The organism is Dyella sp., from assembly GCF_035503745.1.
Lineage (GTDB): Bacteria > Pseudomonadota > Gammaproteobacteria > Xanthomonadales > Rhodanobacteraceae > Dyella_B.
In genome coordinates, this window is the sequence record NZ_DATJTC010000008.1 from 174,710 (window position 1) to 200,746 (window position 26,037).

The window sequence follows — 26,037 nt, forward strand, 5'->3', positions numbered from 1 at the left end:
GCCATCACCCGTGAGCACACCGTACACAGCGCCCAGCCCTATTCCGATCGAACCCGGCCTGATGGTGATTCACGGCAATCGCCAGGAAGACCTGCGCGACCTGCTGGCTGCCTGGCTGCAGCGGGCGCCACTGCAGCCGCTGGAAAACGAAGTGATGCTGGTGCAGAGCAACGGCATTGCGCAGTGGTTGAAGCTGGCGCTGGCCCGGCCGATGGAGGCCGGGGGGCTGGGCATCAGTGCAGCGGTACAGATGCAGTTGCCGGGACGCTTCTTGTGGCAGGCGTATCGGGCTGCACTGGGCGATGCGGCGGTGCCGGCGACCTCGCCTTTTGACAAATCGCGCCTGGTGTGGCGCCTATTGCGCCTACTGCCGCGGCACATCGGCGAGGCGGGTTTTGCGCCGCTGCGCGCCATGCTGGGCCAGGTCGATGACTGGCGCCGGCTTTATCGGCTGGCGCTGCAAGTGGCCGATCTGTTCGATCAATACCAGGTGTTTCGCGCCGACTGGCTGGAGGATTGGGAGCACCGCAACGACGTGCTGCGCGACAGCCTGCGCAATCGCGTGGTGGAGCTGCCCTCCGCGCAGCGCTGGCAGCCGCGACTGTGGCGGCTCTTGCTTGATGATGTACCGCAGGCGCAACGCGACAGCCATCGCGCCGCCGTGCACCGGCATTTCATGCGGCATATGCAAACGGAGCACGTGCACGCACAGGCATTGCCAAGACGCATTGTGGTATTCGGCATCACATCGCTGCCCCAGCAGGTGCTGGAAGCGCTCACTGCACTGGCGCGCATCAGCCAGGTGCTGATGCTGGTCACCAATCCGTGCCGGCACTATTGGGCGGACATCATCGAAGACCGCGAACTGCTGATGGCCGAGCAGCGCCGCCACGCCCGCAAACCCGGCACCGCACAGGAACCACGTTACGAAGACCTGCACCTGCACGCCAATCCGTTGTTGGCAGCATGGGGCAAGCAGGGGCGCGACTTCATCCGCCAGCTCGATGCCTTCGACCAGCCCGCGCGTTATCGCGACCGGTTTGCCTCGATCAAGCGCAGCATCGATGTGTTCCAGAACGTCGGCAGCGATTCGTTGCTGCATCAGGTGCAACAGGCTGTGCTTGATCTCGAAGCCGCGCCTACAGCAGCGCAACCACGCAAGCCGCTGCTTGCCGACGACCGTTCACTGCGCTTTCACGTCGCGCACAGCCCGCAGCGCGAAGTGGAAATTCTGCACGACCGGCTGCTCGACTTGTTCGAACGCGCCGCGCGCGAAGGCCGCCCATTGGCGCCGCGCGAGGTGATGGTGATGGTGCCGGATATCCGCACGTACGCGCCGCACATCCAGGCCGTGTTCGGCCGCATCGCACCGGAGGATCCGCGCTACCTTCCCTATAGCGTGGCCGATCAGCCGGGGCGTGGCGCATCGCCGTTGCTGGTGGCGCTGGAACATCTGCTGGCATTGGCCCAATCGCGCCTCACCGCCAGCGACGTGATGGATCTGCTGGACGTACCATCGCTGCGCCGACGCTTTGGCATCGCGGACGGGGACTTGCCCATTCTGCGTCGCTGGATTACCGAATCGGGCATCCGCTGGGGCCTGGACGGCGAACACAAGCAAGTGCTGGGTTTACCGCCCGACGAACAAAACAGTTGGCTGTTCGGCCTGCGGCGCATGCTGCTGGGCTATGCGGCCGGGGACGCACCGTCGCTTGAGGGTATCGCCCCTTACGCTGAAGTCGGCGGCCTTGACGCCACCCTGCTCGGTCCGCTGAGCCAATTGCTGGACATGCTGGCCCATTACTGGAAGCTGCTGGGGACGCCCGCCACGCCGCTGCAATGGAGCGAACGCCTGCGCCGCCTGCTGCACGATGCGTTCGATACGCGCGGCGACGATGCCGACACGCTGCGCATCGATCGCCTGGAAGATGCGCTCGACACGTGGCTCGACGCCTGCCATGAAGCGGATTTCACGCATGCCCTTCCAATCGCCGTGGTCAGCGAGGACTGGCTGCAGTCGGTGGACCAGAACCATCTTTCGCAACGCTTCATGGGCGGCGCGGTGAATTTCGGCACGCTGCTGCCCATGCGCGCCATTCCGTTCCGCGTGGTGTGCCTGCTTGGCATGAACGACGGCGACTATCCGCGCCGCGTTTCGCCCTCGGATATCGACTTGATGGCGCGCACCGGCCAGCATCGCCCCGGCGATCGCTCGCGGCGCGAAGACGATCGCTACATGTTTCTCGAAGCCTTGCTGTCGGCGCGCGATGCGCTGCACATCAGCTGGGTGGGCCACAGCGTGCGCGACAACAGCGAGTTGCCGCCGTCGGTGTTGGTGGGGCAACTGCGCGATTACCTCGCCAGCGGCTGGCGCCGACCCGACGACGATGCGGACGGTGCGAATGCGCATAAACAGGTGCTGGACTCCATCACCACCATCCATCCACTGCAACCCTTCAGTGCGCGCTATTTCACCGGCGATGCTTCGTCGCCGCTGTTTACCTATGCTACGGAATGGGCGCTTGCACGTCGCAGCGCGCCAAACGCCGGCAACGCGCCGCTTGATGCATGGCAGGCGCCGTCCACGCTGGATATCGGCGTATTGCAGCGCTTTCTCGCCAAGCCAGTCGCCACGTTCTACGGCGATCGCCTGAAAGTGCGCTTCGGCGAAACTGAACTTGGCCCGGATGACGACGAACCCTTCGCCCTGGATGGCCTGGAAAATTACGCCGCCACCGACGCACTGCTGCAAAGCGCGCTGGCCATCGACGGACACGAAGCAGGCACCGTGCTCGCCAGCGCGCAGCGGCTGCGCCAGCAGGGCACGTTGCCCTCCGGCGGCTTCGGCACCTTGCTGGTCAAGGACCTGGGCAACGACGTCGATCGCATTATGCAACGCTGGCAGACGGCCCATGCGCACTGGCCCCGACATCAGCCCGCGCTGGAATTGCGATACGTACATGGTGATGTGACGCTGGAGGGCTGGCTCGGCGATCTGCGCGGCGGCGACGACGGTACCCTCGTACGTCTGCTGCCCATGGCCGGCAACGTGCGCGAGGGCAAGTCCATCCGCTACGACAAGCTGCTGCAACCCTGGGTGCTGCAGCTTCTGGCCAATGCCCGCGGCACGCACCTGTCCACCCATTTCTTCGCGCCGGATGGCACGGTGGCATTGCGCGCCATGGCAGCCGACAATGCCGCCGCCTTACTCAATGCCCTGCTCGATGCCTGGCGGCAAGGCATGCAAGCGCCCTTGCCGATCGCTCGCCGCACCGCCTTTGCCTGGCTAATCGCCGAGCGCGGCGAGAAACCTCCCGCCGAAGCGGCCAAGGCATGCTACGAAGGCAGCGATCTGCCCGGCGCACCGGGCGGCGAAGTCCATCGCGACCCCTGCCTCGCCCGCAGTTGGCGGCATTTCGGCGCGCTGCAGACCGATGGGTTCGAGCGTTGGCTGTCGCTCTACCGTCCGTTGCTGGACTCGGCCGAACTGGAGGACGGTGCATGAGCGCGATGCAGCCACTCGATCCGCTGCAACTTCCCTTGCGCGGCATTCAATTGATCGAAGCCAGCGCCGGCACCGGGAAAACCTGGACCTTGGCCGCGTTGTATTTGCGCTTGGTGCTTGGCCATGGCGGACAGGCGCCGCAGCTGCCGGCGCAGATTCTGGTGGTAACGTTTACGCGCGCCGCCACGGCGGAGCTGCGCGAACGTATCCGCGAACGCCTCGCCCACGCTGCTGCCGCGTTTCGAGGCCAGCAGAACGCGGATGACTACCTGCAACGGCTGCTCGACGAATATCCCGACCCCGACGCACGCGCGGCCGCCGCGCGTCGATTGGAGCTGGCCGCGCAGTGGATGGATGAGGCCGCCATCTACACCATCCACGGCTGGAGCCAGCGCATGCTGGCGCAGCACGCCCTCGAAGGCAATGATGCGGTCGATGAGATCGCAGACGAAAGCGCTCGCCTCGCCGAAGCCGTACGCGATTATTGGCGCTGCTTTTACGCCCCGCTGGAAGAGGTGCAAGCCGCCTCCGTGGCGACGCAATGGAGCAGCCCGCAAGCACTGCAAAACACGATCAGGCCGTTGCTTCGCTTGCCTTCCTCCCACGTACGTATTCAGGGTCGGCCCCTGCCCATGGTCGAAAACCTGGCGGAAACCTTGCACCACCATCAAGCGCCGGGCCACTCGGCCGAACAAGCCGCACGTGCCATGTGGTCGGCGGATGCACAGGCCATCGACGCCCTGCTGCGCGAGGCCGTACAGGCCAAGGTGTTAAAGAACAACATCTTCAAACCGGAAACCGTGGCGAACGAGCTGCCTGTGTTGCATGCATGGGCAAACGGCGCGAAAGCGGATCGCGAGATGCTAAGACGCTACACGCAAGCCAAGCTCGACGGCTCCGCCAGCAAGGGCGCCACGCCTCCCGCGCATGCCGCGTTCGAAGCCATCCAGCGATTGCTCGATGCCTGGGACGCCGAGCCGCCGCTGGCACCGATCCTGCTCGCGCATGCGTTACCGTGGGTCGCCCAGCGCGTGGAGCAGATCCGCCAGCGCCAGGCCAAACCCGGCTTCGACGATCTGCTGCGCCAGCTGGACATCGCCTTGCACGGCGAACACGGTGCGGCATTGGCCGACACCATCGCCGCACAATATCCCGCCGCGCTGATCGACGAATTCCAGGATACCGATCCGCTGCAGTGGCGCATCTTCCAGCGCATCTATGCCGACCGTACGCCGGTCAGCCTGCTGCTGATTGGCGACCCCAAGCAGGCCATCTACGGTTTCCGCGGTGCGGACATCCACACTTATCTGCAGGCACGCGACGCGGCGCAGTCGCCGTCGTGGACGCTGAGCACCAACTATCGCTCGACCAAGCCGCTGGTCGCGGCGGTCAATCGGATTTTCCAGCATGCCGACCAATGGCCCTTCGGCGCGTTCGCGTTCGGGCATGGCGGGCATGAACTGTCCTTCCACCCCATTGATGCGGCGGGCACCCAGCGAACGCTACTGCGCGATGGACAACCGCTGGCGCCGATGCACCTGGAAGTGTTTGCCGGTGACAAACCGATGGGCACCGGGGCTTACATGGAAGTGGCCAGCAGCCATGCCGCCGCGCGCATTGTCGATCTGCTCGAGGCCGCACAGAATGGGCGTTGCCATTTTGTCGATGCGCAAGGCATGCAAACGCCACTCAGGCCACGCGACATCGCCGTGCTGGTACGTCGACGGCAGGAAGCGGCATGTATCGGCAAGGCGCTACGACAACGTGGCGTGGCCAGCGTATATCTGTCCGAAAGCGACTCCGTTTACGCCGCCGAAGAAGCATCGGACGTGCTGCTGTGGCTGCAAGCCTGCGCCATGCCAAGTTCTGATCGTGCCATGCGCGCCGCATTGGCAAGTGCCACGATGGATCGCAGCCTGGCGGAGCTTGACCGGCTCAATCACGACGAAGCCTATTGGGAAGCTTGCGGCGAGCACTTCCGCAGGCTGCAAGCCACCTGGCAGCGTCATGGCGTGCTGGCCATGTTGCAAAACCTGCTGCACACCTTCGACCTGCCCGCCCGCCTATTGAACAAGGCCCATGGCGAGCGTGCGCTGACCAATCTCCAGCACCTGGCCGAACTACTGCAGCATGCCGCTGCCAACCTCGACGGCGAATACGCGTTGATCCGTTATCTGGCTGCACACATCGCGCGGGTGGGCGAGCGCGATGCCGACATCGGCGAAGAGCAAGTCGTGCGCCTGGAAAGCGAGGCGGATCTGGTCAAGGTCATTACCATCCACAAATCCAAGGGCTTGCAGTATCCGCTGGTCATGCTGCCTTTCCTGAGCCGTTTCCAGGATGCGCCCAAGGACAGCGTGCAGCCCTGGCACGACGATGAAGGTCGCACATGGATCGATCTGCTGCCCGATGAAGCCACGCGGCTTCGCATGGAGCGCGAACGCCTGCAGGAAGACCTGCGCTTGCTCTACGTCGCCCTCACCCGTGCCGAACATGCGTGCTGGGTAGGCGTGGCGAGCGTCTCGGTCGGCCATGGTCGTGCATCGATGCTGCATCGCTCGGCACTCGGCTATGTGCTGTCCGGCGGCACATTGATCGAACCCAGCGATCTGATGCCGCATGTGGAAGCGCTGCGCGGCGATTTGCGCGACATCCACATCCAGCCTGCCGAAGAAAGCGCAGGCATGCGTATCTATCGCCCCTTGCGCGAGCCGCCGCGCGAACATCAGGCGCGCAGCTATGCGCTGCGCGCGCCGGAAGCGTGGTGGATCGCAAGTTACAGCGCGCTCACGCACGGCAACGATGAACCCGCGCGGCAAATCGCACCGGAAACCGCCAGCCAAGACGTACTTACCGAAGCCGCGCGCGAACCGGCCCCATGGACCGCCGTCGGCGGCGACTACGGCATGCACGCATTTCCGCGCGGCGCCGAACCCGGCACTTTCCTGCATGACGTACTCCAGTGGATCGCCGAAGCCGGCTTCGCCTCCGTTGCCATCGATACCTCGGCGCTGGCGCAGCAAGTCGCACGCCGCTGCCAGCGGCGCGGCTGGCAGATGTGGATCGCGCCGCTGATGCAATGGCTGCCCGCGCTGTTGAAAACCACGCTTGCCTCGCCCGAGGGCGTAGACCTCGTGCTTGCCAGCCTGGACGATCACCGCCGCTATCAGGCCGAACTGGAATTTTGGTTCGAAGCCCATCACGTGGACACCCGGCGTTTGGACGAACTGGTCTGCCGCCACACCCTCGACGGCGCGCCGCGCGTGCCGCTGCCGCCCAATCGCATCGATGGCATGCTCAAGGGTTTTATCGACCTTATCGTGGTGCACGGCGGCCGCTATTACGTGATCGACTACAAATCCAACTGGCTCGGCGATACCGCCAGCGCCTACACGCCGGCTGCAATGCGCCAGGTCACGCTGCAATCGCGTTACGACTTGCAATACGCCATCTACACGCTCGCGCTGCACCGCCAATTGCGAGCCCGGCTGCCCGGCTACGACTACGAACGGCACGTGGGTGGCGTGCTCTATCTTTATCTGCGCGGCATCGACGGCCATGGCCACGGCGTACATGCGGAGCGATTGCCTTATGCGCTGGTCGACGCGATGGATCGCCTGTTTGCCCAAGGAGCACACGCCGATGCCGCTTGAGGCCCTGCCCAGCCTGCTGGCCGACGAAGCCGCGCGGCGCACGCTGCGTCCGCTCGACCTTGCGTTTGCGCGCTTCATCGGCGAATGCGATCCACACGCCGAGCCGTGCCTGTTGTTGATCGCCGCGCTCGCCAGCCGCCAGCTCGACGATGGTCACCCATGCCTGGATTTGCAGGCCGCTGCGGATCTTGCGCTGGAACAACTCTGGCCCGCCACATGGCTGGAGATGCTGGCCGGCGTACCCTCCCTCTCATCGCCGTTGCTGGCCGGCCCCGACGGGCAGCCTGCCAACGCACCGCTGGTGCTGGACCGGCATCGCGTGTATCTGCGCCGCTACTGGGAATACGAATGCCGTGTTGCACGCGGCATCGCCGCGCGGCTGCAGCATGCGGTGCCATCGCCTGAAAGGCTGCGCGACGAACTGGCACGCCTGTTTTCCGATGCCCCGCAAACATCGCCCGATTGGCAGCGTGTTGCTTGTGCCTTGGCGGCGCGAGGCGGCTTCAGCCTTATCACCGGCGGCCCCGGCACCGGCAAAACCACCACCGTGGTGCGCCTGCTGGGCTTGTTGCAAACCCTGCAGCTGCGCGAACAGGACACGCCCTTGCGCATGCGCCTGGCGGCGCCCACGGGCAAGGCGGCCGCGCGGCTCAACGCGTCGATCGCGGCGCAGGTTGCGCGGCTGGATGTCGGCGAACGCGTCCGCGCCGCGATACCGCGCGACGTGGAAACGCTCCATCGCCTGCTCGGCGCGCGCACGGATAGCCGGCGCTATGCGCACGACGGCCGTCACCCCCTGCACGTGGACGTCTTGGTGATCGACGAAGCGTCGATGATCGATCTGGAGATGATGGCCGCCGTGCTGGACGCATTGCCGCCCCATGCCCGCCTGATCCTGCTTGGCGACAAGGACCAGCTTTCATCGGTGGAGGCCGGCGCTGTACTGGGCGAACTGGGCCAGCGCGCCGAACAGGGCCATTACGATGCACCAACCGCGGCCTGGCTGCACGCGGTGGGTACGGGCAGCGTCGATGCGTTCGTGCACGCGGATGCCCGCCCACTCGATCAGCACATCGCCATGTTGCGCAGCAGCCATCGTTTTGGTGCCGACAGCGGCATCGGGCGCTTGGCCGCCGCCGTCAACGCAGGCGAAGTCACCGCCGTGCGCGATGTGTTGGGCGCGCAAGCCGGCGACATCGCATGGATCGCCGACGGCGCGAATTCGCCTTTCTTGGCGTCGATCGCTCTGAACGGCGACGCCGGACGCTTCGGCATCGAAGCCGCGCAGGGCGAGCCTCACGGGTTCCGCTTCTATCTTGGCCAGCTGCAACAGCATCGCCCGGCAGCGTCCGCCGACAGCATCACCTTCCGTCGCTGGGCGAACAACGTGCTTGGGGCGTTCAATCATTTCCAGGTGCTGTGCGCGGTGCGTCAGGGGCCGGCGGGTACCGAGCGGCTCAATCGCGACATCGCCGCCACCTTGCTTGCCACCGGGCTAATTGAATCCGATCGAGGCTGGTACGAAGGCCGCCCGGTGATGATGACCCGTAACGACTACAGCCTGGGCCTGATGAACGGCGACGTCGGCGTAACGCTGCGCATGCCGGGCCCTGACGGCGAACTTCGTCTCTACGTGGCATTTCCGATGACGCGCGATGGCGCGGTCGCCGAAGCGGATCATGAAGGCGTCGGTATTCGCTGCATATTGCCGTCCCGGCTCGGCGACGTGGAAACGGTGTATGCGATGACCGTGCACAAATCGCAGGGTTCGGAGTTTGAACACGTGGCGCTGGTATTGCCGGACGAAGGCTCGGCGATCCTCACACGCGAGTTGCTTTATACCGGCATTACGCGTGCGCGCCGATGGTTGAGCCTGTTCGCCGGACAAGCGAGCGTGGAACAGGCGATCGGGCAGCGGACGCGTCGTTATTCAGGCCTATCGGATCGACTGGCGCCGGTTTGAGCGTAAGCGACCATCGTCACCAGCAACGACCGTTCGCATTGGCGGTGGCATCCGCGCGATCGGGCGATTTTTTCCCGGTGCTGTCCAGCGTCATCATCCCGCAGGCGTCGCCGGCTTGGTGATTGATGGGCAGCGCTGCTACCACGTAATGCTGTGCATCCTCACCGTCCAGGCTCAGTAATGGCTCATAATTGGCGCCGGGCGACGACGACGCGTTGGCGTACCCGAATTTGCCCAGGTCGTCGGTGTAGCGGTTATAGGTGGCGTACCAACGCTCCTCGGCATGCGCGATGCTCATCAGCATCTGCCGCGCGTCCGCGCGACGCGCACGAAAGACGTAGTGCCGATACGACGCTGATGCCAGCACCAACAGGATCGCAACGATGGCCACCACGATCAGCACTTCCAACAACGTGAATCCTTTACCGCGATCCATCGCTTTTTCCTCAAGGGTCCTGACTCAATATCGACCACGAGCGTCGCCGCCACGTGGGACTGCCGAACGAGAGTGGTAACGTCAAGCTGCCCTGGTTGCCTTTCAGGTGCACGCCGGGAAGCAGCAACTTGCCGCCGCCGACGGCGGTCGCAACCGGTAGCGTGCCGGCCGTTGGCGGGTGATCGATCTGGCCGCCTATATACCAAGCACTGCCTGCGGCAAGCAGCGCATTTCCAGGGCCGCCGGTCAATGCATCGACGGCCATGACACTACCGGACGATGGCGCATCAGGGTGAGGTACCAACGTGCTGACCAGCAGCGAATTCGTATTGAACAGCGCAGTGGGCGTAACGACCACGCGCTCCCCGCGTTGCGCATCGAGCTTGAAATACCAGCCGCCCACCGTGGCGGCCACCGGGTTGGCGCTAAGGCTGCGCAAGGTGGCACCAGCGTACGGGCTCGCCGGGTCGGCGATGGCGGTCTCGGTCAACGTTTGCACCTGCAGATTTTCGTGCGGCACGGTGACGGGGTTGCCTTGGCTATCCACGCGATCCCTCACTCCGTAGACCGCCTGCACCGGCAGGTCGTCGCCAACATCCCCTTCGCCCAGGTATTTGCCGGTGCCGAACACCACCATGAAACGGTGGGTGAGCGGATCGGGAAACAACCGCGGCATCACGGTGATCGGTTGCGCACCCTGTAACTGCGGCCGGTAGGCGAGCGTCACCTTCCATTGCGTGGGGTCGGGTGACGAAAGATCGAAACGCCAAAGATTGCCGGCCAGGTCGCCAGCGAATGCCACGTCGTCAACCTGATCGCCCTGGTAATCGCCCAGCACGGGCGAGGAGAGGCCGTAACTGGAAACGCCGGCAACGTCGGTGGGTGTCTTCAGTTCGGCCATCACCTCGCCCGTTTGCGCATCCAATACGAACAGCGCGCTGAAATCGGCCGGCGCCGCTTTGGCTACGGCTTCGCAATCGGTGGGCTGGTCGGGCTTGCTGCAATCGGGGAAATAGCCGCCGGGCACCAACACGCCCCAGCGCCCGTTCGCCAGGCGCGCGATCGCGGGCTGGCCATAGGTGTAGCCAAGGTCGGCTGCGTTGTAGGCGTTGCCGGACGCCGCCGTGCCTGGCATGGCATCGGCGTCGAACTCCCACAGCACGGTGCGCTGGGGATAGGCTTCGCTTGCCGAGTCCGGACGCGTGACGTCGAGGGCATAGACACCGCGACCACCCAGGCGCAAGCCGCCAACCAGCAATGTGTGCCAGGCATGTTCGCCCTGCTCGCTGAAAAACACGTCTCGGACCACCGGCGTTGCATCCACGGTCGGCGCGTAGTGCCATGCGCTAGCGCTGGTGAGATTGCCCAGATGGGCATAGACCGCACGCGGCACGAACCCGAAGACCTCCCTGCCCGCATCCGTGCCTGGATCGTATGAGGTGCAATGGTTTTCCTCATCGTGCATCAGGCAGCGCGGCACCGGCGCGCGGAATCCATGCAGCATGCCGTCATTGGCACCGATGTAGACGACCGGTTGCCTGTCGGCGTTCGCCGCGACGAACTGGTCATAGGTTTGCGCATCGGCGGCCAGTTCCGGGGACACAACCGGCACACCCTGGATTGTCGCCGGCCACGCATTTGCGTACTGGCCGGCGGGCATGCCCACATAGACCGCCTGCGAGCCGACAATGCCGCCAAGCAAATTTCCGCGCCTGCGCATCGTGCCGGAAGCTTCTTCGGTGCGGTCGCCACGAAGGTAGGCGACGCGCCGTTCAAGCGTGTCGGCGTAGACGTCCTTCGGTACAGGCGCCATCAAACCCCGCACCTGCGCTGCATCGTAGTGGGATTCCCGCTCGAACGGCATGCCGGCACCGATACCGGTTGCCACATCCACGCCTAAGGTGAGGATGGTTCGCCGCTCGGGCGGTGTCACCGACGCGCTTGTCAACAGCGATGCGGCATCCCACAGCACCGGTGAAAGCGTGCCATCGACATTCAGCGCCGCCGCACGCAACCGGCCCGATCCATCCGATGGGTCGTAGCCGCCTTCAAATACCAGCGCGCCGGGGACAAGAACGCCCGCACTGGCACCGATCACCGCATCCCTCGATGCATCCCCGGACCGATCCAGCGGCCACGGACTGAGTTCGACCGTACCCGCGGCCTGCGAGGTGAACGCAGCCACAGGGGATGACGAAAGCGCACACATGTTTATCGCGGCGATGGCAAAAGCCGCGAGATGCAGGGACATTTGCTTGAATGAGATGAGTCGCATGAGCATGCTGCTATCAGTGGCTGGCCGGCGCATCGAAGGTGCTCTGCACCACGCTCACGACGTTCGGGTTGCCGCCCGTGGCGCGCGCGGTAATGCGATAGATGTGCATGCTCCCCGCAGCGGGATCGTCGTTGTTCGGGCCGGTGCTTCCCGATTCGCGCAAGCCATCGGCACCCGGCGGCGCCTCGCTGCCAAGGTCTTCGATCAGATACACCGGATTCCTGGCCAGACTGGCCGTCGGCTGCGCGCTGTTGCGGGTAAAGCCGCCTTGGGTTGTACCGGTATAGGTCACGCCAACACCGGGCAACCAGCCCTGCGCGGATAGAAACCGAGTCACCGCACCCCCGGCGCGGTAGGGCGCGCTGGATGGACGGTAGATCACGCAACCATCGTCATGGGAAATGGCGCCGTCCAGGCAGTGAAGCCGAACACCGGCGTGACTGGCGACGGACCATATCTTGTACTCCGCCCCGCGCAACGCCGTTTCCGCGCTCGCCTGGGCCTGCTGCGCATTGCGCAAGCTTCCCGCCATGCGCTCCTGCAGCAACGAGCGTTCGCATGCGCTGATCGCCAACAAGCTGGTCAATATAAGGAAGATCAACGCCACGATCAGCGCCGAGCCGCGTTGACGGCGCGTCGGCGTGCGCCGTGCGTACGCGGATGTTGATCTTGATGATTCTTTCATGCGGCATCCTTGCCTGGCCTTAAGGATTGACATTGCGCACGGCGACGACGGTGCTGAATTCGCGCCTGAGCATGGGAAGGGGGAAGCCCTGCTGCGGCGGCGTCACGTTTCGATCGGCGGCGATGGGCGATTGCGGCGACTGCGGCCCCTTCGATGCGTTGTCGGCCGCGTAGGTGTAAGCAAGTTCGTCCGGCGTCAGCGAATACAGCGGGTGCTGGCCGTCCATCAGCAGATTCACTTCGATCAGGCTCACCGAACGCCAGAGGCAACCGTGGTCGCCGCCGCCCGGCATCGGCACCGGTACGGCAAGGCAATCGGACGTTGGCGCGTTATCGACTTGCGCGGCGGTGTAATAACGCACGCTGCCATCACGCAACCGAACCCCATACCGGAAATCCAGACGCTCGACGCCGCGTGCGATTTCTTCGGCCGATCCGCCGTTCACGGCACCGTTGCCGCCATTGACGCGCCGGACCAGCCCGCCCGTCGTATGGCCCGAACCGTCGCCGCTATCCACCACTTTCAGGTAATACGTAACGGTCTGTAAATTGCGGCTCAGATCGAACAGCCTGGGCGCCGCCATACGCTCGTCGAGGACCGGCTGGACGGTGTTGTTTCCAGTCGAGGCCAGCGTTGACGAGCCTTGCCCGGATACCGCAAAAACCTGGCCGTTCGAACAATCGGCCAATAACGCAAGCGACCCCTGAAAATCCTTGATTGCCGGCTCGCCGGCGGCTGGTACCAGCCGGATGCCAAGGCTCCCATCCCCTTGCTTGATCACCTTGCTGCCCGATGCGCCGCTATCGGCCGAAACCGTCCAACCACCGGACGGATTGACGTAGCGCACCGTAATCACCGACGCCCCCACCACCCGCTTGCCGACTGCCGTACCCATCGCCGGAATGCTGGTGCCCTTGCTCGGATCCAGCGGCGTACACGCGTTGGTAGTGCAGTCGTAGCCGCGCATGGCGAGGGACGACGGAAACGTATACGGAGCGGAAGGCACCGCCCCCAGTGGCGTGGTGACATCGGCAAGCGCTTTCGTCAGCGCATTCATATCGCTGGCGTACACCGTGGGCGCACGCAGGCCATCCACGCCTGAATCGGCGACGCCGCGCGCATCGCCGCCAGAGTTGTTGCAATACTGGCCGCCGGCCATGGCCAGGTCGCTGCGGATCTGCGCGATGGCGAAACGCCCCTCTTCCTGCAGCCGTGACAGCTGCGCTTGGGCGGAAAAAAAGCGCGACGCGGAATCGAACAGCACCACCACGCCCGCGCTCACCAACAATCCAAGCAGCATCGCGATCATCAATTCGATCAGCGACATCCCGCGCTGCCGTCGCGACGATGGCGGCGCGCTCATGGCTGGAACTCCCAGGCCAACGTCTGCATGGCGCGATCGTTTTCATCGGAACCGGCCGCACCCTGGCCTGACTCGGCCCATGTCATGGTCATCGTGCAACGACCGCCATACGGAGACTGCCCCACTGGAGCGAAGGCGCCGTCCTGCCGGCAGGCGATGGTCGCCCGCGCACCGGCAGGCAACAGGGTCTGCAACTGACGGCTCCACACGCCTCGATCGTGCATGGCCAGCTGAGCCGGCGTGCAGCCGGATTCGCAATCCTGCGTGCTGCCATTGGGGAAACTGCCGTTGTAGCCGCCGCTGCGCACACCGGCCGGATTGGCCCGCATGCGATCGGCCATGCCCTGTGCCAGAAAGCTCACCTGCGTGCGCAGGTAGGCCGCATGATTGGACCGCGCCGACGTCACCAGCAACGCGGCCATCCCAATCAGGCCGACGCTGCACACCAGCACGGCCACCAACACCTCAATCAACGTCACACCGCGCGGGCGCTGCAGGCACTGCATGGACAACTTCCCTGTGAATCCCGCCACTACTTTGACCGACCCGCCACCTGCCCGGTAGGCGCCAACGGCTGTCCGAGAGCACGGCGAAGTGCCATACGTTGAGTCAGCCAATGCCTCGCCGGCCTATCGGGTTAATCCGACCCACCCAAAGCGGCTTGCAGCCCAACCGGCACCCCCGTAAACTAGGCGGCTCCGCCGGAATAGCTCAGTTGGTAGAGCGGCGCATTCGTAATGCGTAGGTCGTAGGTTCGATTCCTATTTCCGGCACCATTTATAAGTTTCAGGTCGTCCCACGACAAACCATGAAACCACCAAAACCCGCAGAAATGCGGGTTTTTTTGTACCTATACGTCTCAAGGCATCCCATTGCAGCTCGTGCGATGCGGGGGTATGTTCGGGGGTATAAAGACCCCGTGGGGGTATCTGGCTGGGAATTCGTCATGGCAAGTGACACCGGCAAACTGACCGTATTGGCAATCAAGGCCGCTAAACCCGGTAAGCATTTCGATGGGGGCGGCTTGTACCTGCACGTACAGGAAGGTGGTCGCTATTGGCGCATGAAGTATCGCCACAGCGGCAAGGAGAAGCTGCTGGCGCTCGGCGTCTACCCCGAGGTAAGCCTGAGTGAGGCTCGCCAGCGCTGGGACGCTGCTCGCGCCCTACTTCGTGATGGCGATGACCCGGGCGCAATGAAACGTGTGCGCAAGGTGGCCGACAGGGTTGCGGCCACAAACACTTTTAACGCCATTGCCACAGAATGGCTGAAGCGGCAAAAACCTCGGATGGCCGAAGCCACATATGCGAAAGCCAAGTGGACGCTAGACGACTTGGTATCACCATGGATAGGTAATCGTCCCATTGCCGAAATCGACGCACCAGAAATGCTGCGCGTACTTCGCCGGATAGAAGAACGAGGAGCGCACGAAACTGCACACCGTACCAAGCAGCGTTGCAGCCAAATCTTCCGCTACGCCATCTCCACCGGACGCGCAAAGCACGATCCAACGGGCGATCTGCGCGGGGCATTAGCGCCCGTAGTTACGAAGTCACGTGCAGCAATCACTGATCCACAAGCAGTAGGTGAACTACTACGCGCCATTGATGGTTATGGCGGCGGGTTGGTTGCACGCTCCGCTTTGAAACTTGCACCATTGGTGTTCGTGCGACCGGGCGAGCTTCGCCATGCCGAGTGGGACGAATTTGACTTAGATAATTCGGTATGGCGTATCCCTGCCGGGAAGATGAAGATGCGCGAGGAACATATCGTTCCCCTGCCACTACAAGCTATAGCGGTGCTTCGTGAACTGCACCCATTAACCGGACGTAGTCGCTACGTATTCCCTGGAGAACGCAGCGCGAGTCGCCCCATGTCAGAGAACACCGTAAATGCCGCCTTGCGGCGCATGGGCTTCGATAAGGATACGATGACCGGCCATGGATTCCGCGCGATGGCATCCACGCGTTTGAACGAGATGGGATGGAAACCGGATGTTATCGAACGCCAGCTAGCGCACGCAGAGCGCAACAAGGTGCGTGCCGCCTACAATCGCGCACAGTATCTAGATGAACGCAAGAGGATGATGCAGATACAAGCACCTTGATGGGCTACAGCTATGGGACTGGATGCACGCCTGCGGCAGCAACATGGAACAGTTCGGGCGAGCCGTAGAAGCCGGGGTTCGTGCAGCCCAGCAGGCGACTACTGAGGCCAGCCCTGCCGGATCGAGCAAGGCTGCTAAGAAGGCCAACAAAGATACACCGCGTGCAAGCAAGGCAGCGCCTGCGACCACCAAGCGCAAGGCCGCCCGTGCGCGGCGGCACAGTTAGGGCCAATGACAGCAGACATCACGACAATATTTACCAGTCCTCAATGACGCACACCAGTTAGATGCGTAGAATCCGGGAAGCGGTGGTGACGAGCAGCTTCTAAACACTCAGGTGAGCATATGAACTTCGACTGGATCCTCATCTTGTATCGCAAGGATGCCAAATGACCCAACAAGAAGTCCCTGATGACAGCGGAGCGACAACTTCTGGCGTTGAAGCTACTCCAAAAAGCGCTTTGGCCGGCATCGATCTCAAAGTAACTCCGAATGAACTGAAGCAACCAGGGGTCCAAAAGCTTCTTATCGACCGGCTATATAAGGCTGAGACTGAGCTTGAGTCGATGAAGAAATTTCGTGAAAAATATCACGATACTCGTGAGCAGCTAATCGCTGCCGAATCAGCTCAAAAACGCTATAGCTCGCTCGACTCTATGCAGTCTTCACTCTTAGGTGTTGGCTGTCTTGTCCTTGGGTTCCTACCATATGCATGGGAGCATTGGGCAGAATTCATATTGATAGCCATCGCCGGATTTTCTCTACTTGGTGCGTGCCTCCTGTCGAAGCGGAGTAACAAATGAAGCTTTCTATCAAATCCTTCGCTGACGTGGGAGTTTTGGAAAAAGAGCGACTTGTGCTTCGTGTGTTAGAGGATGTCGACATCGGTGACTATTTAGTACTCCGCAGCAAGAAGTCGAAGAAGACTGGCTACCCCATTTCTGGAAGTAGTGATGCCTACTGGTTTCCAGATGAAGAAGTAAAAGCCGGAGACCTTGTAGTTATCTACACTCGGGAAGGAAAAGCTTCAAAAAAAGAGATATCAGATGGGCGGACAGCACACTTCTACTACTGGAAAAAAGAGCAGGCATTCTGGGGTGATGATGGGAATAAGGCCGTCCTCATCGAAACAGGTTCTTGGCGAAGCAAGGCACCAAGTGAAAGCGACCCATCTGATGAGTAACCCCCAAAAACTATGGTCCATACTCATCAAGAGTGACCATTGTCATCAGGGTCGCTGATGACAGCCAAATCTAGACAGGTCACGGTTTGGGAAGGTTGTCATCACTGTCATCAGTCTTTTTCTAATTGACTAGGAAAAAGAAGATAGAAACCACCCACCCGTCATCCTGCACGCGACGCACGCCCAGCAGTTTTCGTTTTTTGCCGATGACATGATGACGCAAGCAGTCTATTGAAGGGGGTATTTATGGGGGTATCAAGCAAACTTTAATCTATAAAAATGCAATATTTCCAATAACTTATATATCTATTTTCGACTCCTATTTCCGCACCATTTTTTAGTCCAAGACAGTCCAACGAAGGCCGGAATCCCTAGCAGCAGCAAAGGTTCCGGCTTTTTTGTGTCCAATGATGTCCGGAGGCATCCATTGCAATTCAGCCGTTAACGGGGGCATTCCTGGGGGCATATAGTCCATCGTAAATTTCGATGCCCCCAAAGGGGCGACCATGCGCCTGAGCGATATTTCGATCAAAAAGGCCAAGCCCGCTGACAAGTCATATCGCTTGTATGACGAGAAAGGGATGTACCTGGAAGTCGCTCCTTCAAGGTGGCAAGCTGTTTCGGCTCAAGTATCGGTTTGAAGGCAAGGAAAAAGGCTAGCACTGGGCTCCTACCCAGATTCAAGCCTAGCCAAGGCCTGCGAAGGGCGTGATAAGGCCCGGGAGCTACTTGCGACAGGCGTTGATCCCGGTATGCAACGCAAAGTTGCGAAGGCCGCCGGGGAAGAGCTCGCAGCTAACAGTTTTGCTGTGATCGCGGAAGGATGGCTAGCCAAACAGACAGCACGTATGGCGCCCGCCACAATGGAAAAAGCACGATGGACACTGCATGACCTGGTTAACCCTTGGATCGGTAACCGACCAATCAGCGGAATCGATGCTCCAGAAATGCTGAAATTGCTGCGCCGTATCGAAGATCGCGGTGCCCATGAGACCGTTCATCGCACTAAGCAGCGCTGCGGACAAATCTTCCGTTATGCGATTGCCACTGGTCGTGCAAAACATGATCCCACCGCAGATCTACGTGGCGCGCTAACTCCGGCATGGCCATGGGTATGTATGGAGCATGCGGATATGCGTAACACCGGTATCCTCGTCACCATTACTGCAGCGAACGATCCCACCATCTGTTCATTAAATCCTCGTCAAGCGAAAGCGCTATCTTCTATACGTTTTATTTGCGCGAGCGATGTTGAAGGATGTTAGGTTTCCCTGGCCTTACTTTGTAAGGCCGTACAGAGACAGGGGTTCCCGGATATTACTTAAGTGACGAGCCAACCTTGTTGGCTCGCAGGATGTTTTCTGGTTGGAACATCGGTAATAACCGGTAGATCTATTCTTCTTGTATTTGTCGGGCTTACAAACTCGCCCGGACTGTTATGTCCGTCTCGCTCGTCATTGAATTGGGGGATTTATGACTAAGCAAGTGATAAGCACTACTTCGTTCGCGCTGGCAGTGGCGGCCAGCCTATTTATGCCGCTAGCGGGTGCGGTGGACTACCCAAATAACGTACCGACTAAGACGGTAGGTCAGATCAACGTTGAGGAGTCGTTCAAGGTTCTCCTTTCACCTCATCAACGTGTCGAGGTCAGAGGATCGTTCACGGGAAGCGCAACAGGTTGTGTCATTTATGTTCATGACATTACGCAGAACACCCCGGTCAACACAATAGTTCACCATCTGAATGCGAATCCTGAGCAAGTGAACCAGCAACTTTCAGCTGGAGAAGGCCCGGCAACCTACCTCATCTCTGCTTTTCAGTTTATCGGCGGTCCACCTCACGTTCCCGGGCCGCCAGGCTATAGTCAAGTCGGTCTGAGCAATGGGTCTACATCGCCGATTCCTGGTCGAGCAGTTTTTACCTGCAACGGATCGACACACGGCTCGACTGGAGTTGATTTGCAGATCGCTCCGGGATAATTGCCTCTGCACCAGGTCAACTGCATTCGGTTGGTAACGATCTTGCGCGATCGTTATTACGAAAAAAGAAAACCTTTTCCATGCAGGGCGAGGCGAAAAAGCGCCTCGCCCTGCATGCCATCGTCTCCATCTCGCGGAATTCAAACCAGTCCGCACAGCCCGGCGCCATACACCACTTCACGTCTCCTCGCGGCCTCATCCCTCCTCCAGATGGGGATGAAGGATGAGCCTTTCACTGACCCAGCGCTTTGCAAGTCGCAGCCCAATCCTGCATCTGCTCGACATTCACCGAAGAATCAATACCTTTGGCCTGAGCATCCTTAACGAAGGCGTCGTCGAGCTTCTGGATGCTAGATACACCGCTCCGTGTCATCGAGCGTGCGGGTCTGGGGTCGCCCTGGTGGTCTGGCGCATAAGCGCTCCGAGCGCGAGGCTCGGGCCTGCGTTCCATCGAGTTACATCCTATTAACAAACTATACGGTATAGTTATTGCATGTCGAGAGACACCAATCCCATCGCTTAGCCAGGCCTCCCCTCCCGGCGACGCATTGCAAAGACGGATGATCCAAAAGCCCGCGAGCCCCCTCGCGGGCTTTTTTATCGGCGAAGGCCCAGGCTGGGGGGCGCGAGATGCTCATTCTGAGCATGACCAAGCAACCGCAATCCGGGGATCTTTTTTGGGGTACACGCTAAATGAACACTGATATATTTATAAATATATCAACAATTTAGGCAATCTTTGTGATTGCTGTTTCCACGCCAGTTCCAACAATTAACCCGGCGCATTACACCTAAGCCGTGCGACGCGCTGTTTTGCTTTGAATGATGTGATGTGAACCAGCTGCGGTGGCGAATTTGCGGCGCCCCGCCAGGGGATCAGCCGTGCGGCTTGATCGCAAGCGCACCATCACCCCACGGGTGTTCCAGGTGACGTCTGATGTTACCTGCCAAGGCGATGTCCATGGACATGGTCTGCAGGCAGTTTGCGAGATAGGCGTCGTCGGACAGCATCTGCACACTCCTGTTCCAAGCCTTGAGGATGGATGCGCCGTAGGCTGCTTCCGCCTTTTCGAATGCACGTGGCGGGATGGGCCCCCACTTATCGATCATCATGGCCAGGTCGATCATGTCGCGACTGAGTGTCGCCTTATCGAGACCTCGATCGGTATTCGCAAGTAGCTTTTCAGCATAGGCGTCGACGGGTTCGATCAAGGGAATGCCGAGCAGTTCCTGACTGCTTTCCTCCAGTTCGATGCGCGCTTCGCGGACCAATTCGAATTTTATAGCGGCGCCATCGACCTCCAGTATCGTCGAGATCTTGTCCCTGTCGGTTCTTACGTCGCGCAGGTATTTGACGGGATAGCGCATTAGATTACCCAAGGTGGGTAATGCAATGGCTTCGCGCAGCATGCGGTAACCGTGCGCATCCGCGCACAGGAAATTGATGACGACGGATTCGCGGTATTCGCCACACTGCAGCACGATGGCAGCGCCACCGGCGAAATAGCACTTCGTCCGGCGTAGCAGGTCGCCATCGAGCGCACGAAGTACGTGCGCGATACGTTGATGGTGCGCTCAAACATGGAGCACTCCATTTCCGTAACGTTTCACCAGATCATTGAGCAGCGCGCGTTCCTGGCTATCCATGGCGGCCTCGTCGATGAGGGGCCAGTTGCGCTCATAGAGGGCCAGGGCTTCCCGTTCGGGAATCGTCCGCTTGCCCGGTCGGTTCCACGCCACACGCTTTAGCTGGGGGTACGCGTCGATCGCCACGGTCGGCTCTTTGACGGCCGGCGCCAAATTAAGCGCCCGCATCACGGCCGCGTAGGCACCCATGGCCACGCTGGGGCGTCCCTGCTCAACCTGGATAAGCTTCTGGCGGGCGATACCCGCCAAGGCGGCCAAGGCCGCCTGAGTGAGGCCCATGTGCTCCCGCTCGGCCCTCAGCGCGGCGCCGAGTTCCTGCAGAGGATGGTTTTTTGCGGTCTGGTCCATGTCTCAAATACACGACATTTGGTGTAAATGTCACGTATATGCGACATACTTTAGGCCCACCCTCGTTCAGAAATGACAAAGGCCCAACCACCTCGAAGCTGCGCATGGGTTGAAGGTGCTTACGATTCCGGAGGCTGTGCATATGGGCACGCCTTTGATCGCTCTCTCGGGGACGCCCATGCCGCTTGCTGGAAGGCAGGACCGGTGACGCAGTTGGCTGCAAAACCCCTCTCGCAAACCAAGCTTCGACGTCTTGCCAGCGCCTTGGTAACCGAAAGACACAGGGCATGCAGACCAAGTCGGATTTTTTTCATACCGCTCCGGCTTCGCGCCGACGTTTATCACATGTGCGCCGCTCGCTGGGTTCCATTTAGACCCAATGAGCGCGCAAGCCGATAAACCGACCGGCTACAACCGCTCTGTTTTCAGCTGGGCAGCCACAATCCGCTGAGCCCTCGCGGAACGCTGTGGCACCATTGCTCCTTGTATTCGACATTGGCCTTACCGTAGCTATAAACAAGAAGCTTGTTGGCAAGCCGGCTTTCTTCCCAGGCGTTGCGTCCGTTGATGTAGGAGAGCAACGCGCCTGGGCTAAGTTTTTTCAATGATTTGTCCGCTCCGCCGTTGACGTAGTCGATACAGATCGTGCGGCGCGTATCGGCTCGAAAATTGAGCTGGATGGCAACAGGCGTTTCGCCAAGGCAAAGAATTTTGCCGAACAGAAATTTCTTAAGCACCGAAAGCGTCTCGCCTAACGAATGAGATGCATGCGGCACATCGCCCCAACGCTGGCGAAAGAGGTCTATGTAAATGCCGGCCACTTCCTCACCGCTGAACTCTTGAACATCGCGCACAACACCGCCCTGGCGCTCGAATCGGCGCGTTTTGAGCTGGAATTCCTTTTTGCCGGAGGGAAGCTCCTCGGGGATTTTCTTGAGGATAGCCATGCTTTTCGCGTCCTGCTTAAGGAATAGCAAGCCGGCGAGTTGTGGCCGTTGTAGCTTTAGCAAATATTTTGCCTTGTAGAGGATCGTGCATCGATGCGAAGGATCGATCGGCAAGTAAACCGCCGGATATCCAAAATCCACTTTGTCGATCATCCGGTGTGCGCGAAGCGCTGAATAATCCCCCGCGATGAATTCCCCCCAGACCGCAATTGCGCCTACGCATTGTCCGTGCCGGAAGTAGCCGCGATAGCGGGCTTTTATGCCGTGCACGTCTTCAAAATATCTCAAAACATCCGGATGGACGATAAAGCTGCCTCCCCACTGGTGGTAGCAGCTGGCGTATTCGTCGCGGCTAAGCTCGTCGGTGTTCAGCGATCGCCATTCCCATTTGAAATGGGAAGTTTTCGCGTAGGTTTCCATGATGCGCATGTGCATATCGTGCCAAAGCTCTTTCCAAGTCTTGGGGTCAAACCATGCGGAACACTTTTTTATAACCTAGTGTACAGCGCCCCTCGCGAAAGCATCGTATTTCGACGTGCCAATGGGCATCGCATGCACTTGCGCCCAATACCCGGGTGCATGGCATGCGCACCCGCCATCATTGGCTGAAACAGGCGTCGATCATCAAGCGTTGCGCTCACCAAAACGCCCACACCTCTCCCTGCGCTGAACGAGCTGAATGTCAGTGCAGCGCGCGTACGCGGAAATTGCGCCCCTTGATCTTGCCGGCCCGCAGGCGCTCCAGCGCCTTGTTTGCCAGTGCACGATTGACCGCGACGTAGGCGCGCGTGGCAAATACATCGATCTTGCCGACGTCGTCGGCCTTGAGGCCGGCATCGCCGGTGAGCGCACCAAGAATGTCGCCAGGGCGCAGTTTGTCCTGGCGGCCGGCGTCGATCACCAGCGTTTTCATCGGCGCCAGATGCAGGGTCTTGCCGCGCGGCGGCTCGAGCTTCAACGGTTGCCACGGCAATGGCTGGCCGAGCGCCTGCTCGATGTTCTGCGCCTTGGGCTTTTCACGCGGCGTGCACAGCGTAACGGCCAGGCCGGTTCGTCCGGCGCGGCCAGTGCGGCCGGTGCGATGGATGTGCGTATCCGGATCGTGAGCGACGTCGTAGCTGATCACCAGCGGTAGCGCGGTGATGTCCAGCCCGCGCGCGGCCACATCGGTGGCCACCAGCGCGGCGCAGCTGCGGTTGGCGAACTGCACCAGCACTTCGTCGCGATCGCGCTGCTCCATGTCGCCATGCAGCGCCAGCGCGGAGAAACCGCGGCGGTCCAGTTCCTCGGCCACGGCGTCCACGTCACGCCGCATATTGCAAAACACCAGTGCGTGTTGTCCGCGTTCGTCGCTGAGCAGTTGCGCCAGTGCGTCGAGCTTGCGTTGCGGATCGACGTCGATGAAATGCTGCTCGATCGCCGGCTTTGCTTCGACCGGCGCCTGCACGATGATTTCGACCGGATCGCACTGCAAGCGCCGGCTCGCCGCACGGATGTCGTCCGGATAGGTGGCCGAGAACAGCAACGTCTGATGATGTTTGGCGATGCGCCCGACGATGTCGTCGATGGCCTCGCTGAAACCCATGTCGAGCATGCGGTCGGCCTCATCCAGCACCAGCACCTTGATGCCGCCGCCGTGCAGGCTGCCGCGTTTGAGGTGCTCCAGCACGCGGCCGGGCGTGCCGACCACAATGTGCGGATCGTGCGCGAGCGAAGCCAGTTGCGGCCCCAGCGGCATGCCGCCGCATAAGGTCAGCAGTTTCACGTTGGGAATGTTGGCGGCGAGCTTGCGGATCGCCTTGCTCACTTGGTCGGCCAGCTCGCGCGTCGGACACAGCACCAGCGCCTGCAGGCGGATCGTTTCCACATTCAGCGATTGCAGCAGGCCCAGGCCGAAGGCCGCGGTCTTGCCGCTGCCGGTCTGGGCCTGGGCGATGACGTCGCGCCCTTCCAGCATGAGCGGAAGGGTTTGCGACTGGACAGGCGTCATCTGGCCGTAACCGAGCGTTTCGACGCTGGCGAGCAAGGCCGGTTTAAGGGAGAGCGTGTTGAAGGCGGTCATGCGACATGATCGCACGATCTTCGCCGCAGACGCCCGCGCTTACGCCGCCCACCGGGCTCAGCTTGAGCGTTCAGCGACTTGCAGTGCCTGGCCCACCGCGACTGGCGCGTTGTACCAACCAGCGATCGAGCTGATTGGCAAAGGCCTGCCGGTCGCGTGCATGGAATGCGGAGGGGCCGCCGGTTTGGACGCCCGCGCCGCGCAGTTCTTCCATGAAGTTGCGCATCGACAGTCGTTCGGCCATGTTGTCGGGCGTATACAGTTCCCCGCGCGGATTGACCGCTATGCCGCCCTTCTCGATCACGCGCGCGGCCAGCGGAATGTCCTGGGTGACGACAAAATCGCCTGCGCGCATGCGCAGCACGATTTCGTTGTCCGCTTCATCCAGGCCGCCGCTTACCGTAAGCGCGCGGACGTAACGCGATGCCGGGCGCGGCAACGGCCGATTGGCGACCAGCGTAACCAGAACGTTCGCGCGCTCGGCCGCACGGAACAGGATGTCCTTGATCGCGCCCGGACAAGCATCGGCGTCGACCCAGATCTGCGTAGCAGTGGTTTCGGAAGCGGTCATGGATGAACCTGGGCAGGTTGTCCAGGTGCTGCCCTGGACAATAGTGGCGCATTATCGCCTGGGACGGGCTGAGCGGGGGTGTGCCCTGCGGAAACCCGCGAGACGCTGGATCGATTGACGATGCGTGCCGACCGCGCGCTTTATCAGGCAAAGATCGCAGGGTGCAACCGATTGCGAGTCGATGACGTGGCACTGGGTCGACTGGCGGCAACTCGCACCGTTTTCTCGTTGCAGGCTTGCGCTTTCAGCTTGGTGAGTTAGCGCAAGCCGTCCGCGAACGGCCTACCCAACGGATTCCCGGCAGGCGCATCGAGACGGCCCAAACGCCCCTACTGCGCCCGCAGCCGTTTGGACATTGAAGCCTATTCAGTGACTTATGCCGCCGTCCGCCCCACCCTTCACGCCAGGCTTGCCTGCCCATGGTCGGTGGAGCATTCTGGATCGAAGCTCCATCTAAGTACGCCTGTTTTTCGACCCAGGGCTGACCTTGCCGAGGGATGGGAGAACGACATGCGCTTTGTACAAACCGACGGCTTCCCGACTGCAGCGCTGGCTGAAGAAGTCGCCTCGGGCCGGATCAGCTTGCCATAAATACTTGCGCCCCCGCGGGCACCGCAAGTCAGCAGGCTTGCATCCGTGCGGCGAGAAACCCGGCTTACCGTTTTCGAAATAAGAGGGACCGCACATGAAAACCAAACAGGTGCATGGAACACTGCAACAGTGCGTGCAGATGATCATGGATAAGTCGCTCAATCAAAGGCGGCTTTACTATCTCAATCTGTCGCAAAAAGCGCCTTACTCTCCAACGACCCAAATGTTGGATAACCATGAGGTCGATCTCTTCGGGCATGCCGCCACGTGCGTCGGCATCGCCTCTTTTGCTACGGACCAGACGTATAAAAAGCCGTTGGTCTCCGATTCGTTCGGACCTTGCGTACCTGTCATCGCCATCGGCAGAACAGGCACGCATCTGGCTCACTGCAACGGCAGCGGCGGAATCATGGATTATTCCAAATCGTGGTTAAAAACCCACCGCATCATGGTGGTCGCAAAAACCGAGCACGCCAAACAATTTCAGGTTGCCAACGCGATACAGGAACTGCTCAGATCGCAGGGATTCGAGCAGCCGGAGCTGTTCAAAGTGCCATTTTCCACCGCCATGGGAATCATCGTTATCGGCTCCACGGTGCTGGCGTATCCCCAGGTATAACGCATAGCCGAAAACCGATGCCGCGGGGGCGCCGGCCTACGCCCGGATGATGACGATGGTGACGCCGACGTGGATCTGCACTATCGGCCGGTGTCACCACTT

19 protein-coding genes, 1 tRNA gene and 1 pseudogene are annotated in these 26,037 nt (G+C 61.2%); 11 read left to right on the plus strand and 10 right to left on the minus strand.

The window, feature by feature from the left end; all coding sequences use genetic code 11:
- Nucleotides 1–10: 10 nt before the first annotated feature.
- Genes recC through recD form a run of 3 tightly spaced genes read left to right on the plus strand, consistent with a single transcriptional unit; the run spans nt 11 to nt 9,121 of the window.
- Nucleotides 11–3,505 carry an exodeoxyribonuclease V subunit gamma gene (recC, locus tag VME63_RS03135; protein ID WP_325430135.1) on the plus strand — a complete coding sequence of 1,165 codons (3,495 nt, stop codon included), beginning with the start codon at nt 11–13 and terminating at the stop codon, nt 3,503–3,505.
- Nucleotides 3,502–7,158 (plus strand): exodeoxyribonuclease V subunit beta, encoded by a 3,657-nt coding sequence (gene recB / locus VME63_RS03140; protein WP_325430137.1) that lies wholly within the window; start codon nt 3,502–3,504, stop codon nt 7,156–7,158. The genes recC and recB overlap by 4 nt, the downstream gene beginning before the upstream one ends.
- On the plus strand, nt 7,148–9,121 hold the full coding sequence (gene recD, locus VME63_RS03145) for an exodeoxyribonuclease V subunit alpha (RefSeq protein ID WP_325430139.1): 1,974 nt from the start codon (nt 7,148–7,150) through the stop codon (nt 9,119–9,121). Before recB ends, recD begins: the two co-directional genes overlap by 11 nt.
- Nucleotides 9,122–9,137: 16 nt before the next feature.
- Here the strand turns inward: recD and VME63_RS03150 are convergent, their stop codons facing one another.
- From VME63_RS03150 to pilV, 5 genes are all read right to left on the minus strand, one after another.
- Nucleotides 9,138–9,557, minus strand: coding sequence for a type IV pilin protein (locus VME63_RS03150; protein WP_325430141.1), 420 nt, complete (start codon nt 9,555–9,557; stop codon nt 9,138–9,140).
- A 10-nt stretch (nt 9,558–9,567) separates the two neighbouring features.
- A complete protein-coding gene (locus VME63_RS03155; RefSeq protein WP_325430143.1) occupies nt 9,568–11,742 on the minus strand; it encodes a pilus assembly protein in 2,175 nt (724 codons plus the stop codon).
- Between the two features lie 103 nt (nt 11,743–11,845).
- Nucleotides 11,846–12,517, minus strand: coding sequence for a pilus assembly PilX family protein (locus VME63_RS03160; RefSeq protein WP_325430145.1), 672 nt, complete (start codon nt 12,515–12,517; stop codon nt 11,846–11,848).
- 19 nt (nt 12,518–12,536) lie between these two features.
- The gene (locus VME63_RS03165) at nt 12,537–13,880 is read right to left on the minus strand and encodes a PilW family protein (protein ID WP_325430146.1); all 1,344 of its coding nucleotides are present in this window, start codon (nt 13,878–13,880) and stop codon (nt 12,537–12,539) included.
- Nucleotides 13,877–14,386 carry a type IV pilus modification protein PilV gene (gene pilV, locus VME63_RS03170; RefSeq protein WP_325430147.1) on the minus strand — a complete coding sequence of 170 codons (510 nt, stop codon included), beginning with the start codon at nt 14,384–14,386 and terminating at the stop codon, nt 13,877–13,879. Before pilV ends, VME63_RS03165 begins: the two co-directional genes overlap by 4 nt.
- A 194-nt stretch (nt 14,387–14,580) precedes the next feature.
- Between pilV and VME63_RS03175 the strand changes: the two genes are divergently transcribed.
- The 7 genes and pseudogenes from VME63_RS03175 (at nt 14,581) to VME63_RS03200 (ending at nt 19,150) form a co-directional block, all read left to right on the plus strand.
- A tRNA-Thr gene (locus VME63_RS03175) sits at nt 14,581–14,656 on the plus strand.
- Nucleotides 14,657–14,826: 170 nt separating this feature from the next.
- Nucleotides 14,827–15,987 (plus strand): tyrosine-type recombinase/integrase, encoded by a 1,161-nt coding sequence (locus VME63_RS03180; protein ID WP_325430149.1) that lies wholly within the window; start codon nt 14,827–14,829, stop codon nt 15,985–15,987.
- Nucleotides 15,988–16,376: 389 nt separating this feature from the next.
- Nucleotides 16,377–16,790 carry a hypothetical protein gene (locus VME63_RS03185; RefSeq protein ID WP_325430151.1) on the plus strand — a complete coding sequence of 138 codons (414 nt, stop codon included), beginning with the start codon at nt 16,377–16,379 and terminating at the stop codon, nt 16,788–16,790.
- Nucleotides 16,787–17,170 carry a hypothetical protein gene (locus VME63_RS03190; protein ID WP_325430153.1) on the plus strand — a complete coding sequence of 128 codons (384 nt, stop codon included), beginning with the start codon at nt 16,787–16,789 and terminating at the stop codon, nt 17,168–17,170. Before VME63_RS03185 ends, VME63_RS03190 begins: the two co-directional genes overlap by 4 nt.
- A 662-nt stretch (nt 17,171–17,832) precedes the next feature.
- Nucleotides 17,833–17,922: pseudogene (locus VME63_RS18425) on the plus strand (integrase arm-type DNA-binding domain-containing protein); the annotation flags it as partial.
- The gene (locus VME63_RS03195) at nt 17,923–18,435 is read left to right on the plus strand and encodes a tyrosine-type recombinase/integrase (RefSeq protein ID WP_325430155.1); all 513 of its coding nucleotides are present in this window, start codon (nt 17,923–17,925) and stop codon (nt 18,433–18,435) included.
- Nucleotides 18,436–18,643: 208 nt separating this feature from the next.
- Nucleotides 18,644–19,150, plus strand: a complete 507-nt coding sequence (locus VME63_RS03200; protein WP_325430157.1) for a hypothetical protein — start codon at nt 18,644–18,646, stop codon at nt 19,148–19,150.
- A gap of 876 nt (nt 19,151–20,026) precedes the next feature.
- Here VME63_RS03200 and VME63_RS03205 read toward each other — a convergent pair.
- The 5 genes from VME63_RS03205 to VME63_RS03225 form a co-directional block, all read right to left on the minus strand.
- Nucleotides 20,027–20,632: a nucleotidyl transferase AbiEii/AbiGii toxin family protein gene (locus tag VME63_RS03205; protein WP_414648193.1), complete on the minus strand. Its 606-nt coding sequence runs from the start codon at nt 20,630–20,632 to the stop codon at nt 20,027–20,029.
- 93 nt (nt 20,633–20,725) lie between these two features.
- Nucleotides 20,726–21,145, minus strand: coding sequence for a helix-turn-helix domain-containing protein (locus VME63_RS03210; RefSeq protein WP_325430159.1), 420 nt, complete (start codon nt 21,143–21,145; stop codon nt 20,726–20,728).
- Nucleotides 21,146–21,570: 425 nt separating this feature from the next.
- Nucleotides 21,571–22,521 (minus strand): hypothetical protein, encoded by a 951-nt coding sequence (locus VME63_RS03215; RefSeq protein ID WP_325430161.1) that lies wholly within the window; start codon nt 22,519–22,521, stop codon nt 21,571–21,573.
- Between the two features lie 253 nt (nt 22,522–22,774).
- Nucleotides 22,775–24,154 (minus strand): ATP-dependent RNA helicase DbpA, encoded by a 1,380-nt coding sequence (gene dbpA, locus VME63_RS03220; protein WP_325430163.1) that lies wholly within the window; start codon nt 24,152–24,154, stop codon nt 22,775–22,777.
- A gap of 70 nt (nt 24,155–24,224) precedes the next feature.
- A complete protein-coding gene (locus tag VME63_RS03225; RefSeq protein ID WP_325430165.1) occupies nt 24,225–24,725 on the minus strand; it encodes a YaiI/YqxD family protein in 501 nt (166 codons plus the stop codon).
- A 685-nt stretch (nt 24,726–25,410) separates the two neighbouring features.
- On the opposite strand from VME63_RS03225, the gene VME63_RS03230 reads away from it, so the two are divergent.
- A complete protein-coding gene (locus VME63_RS03230) occupies nt 25,411–25,935 on the plus strand; it encodes a hypothetical protein (protein ID WP_325430167.1) in 525 nt (174 codons plus the stop codon).
- Nucleotides 25,936–26,037: the final 102 nt, after the last annotated feature.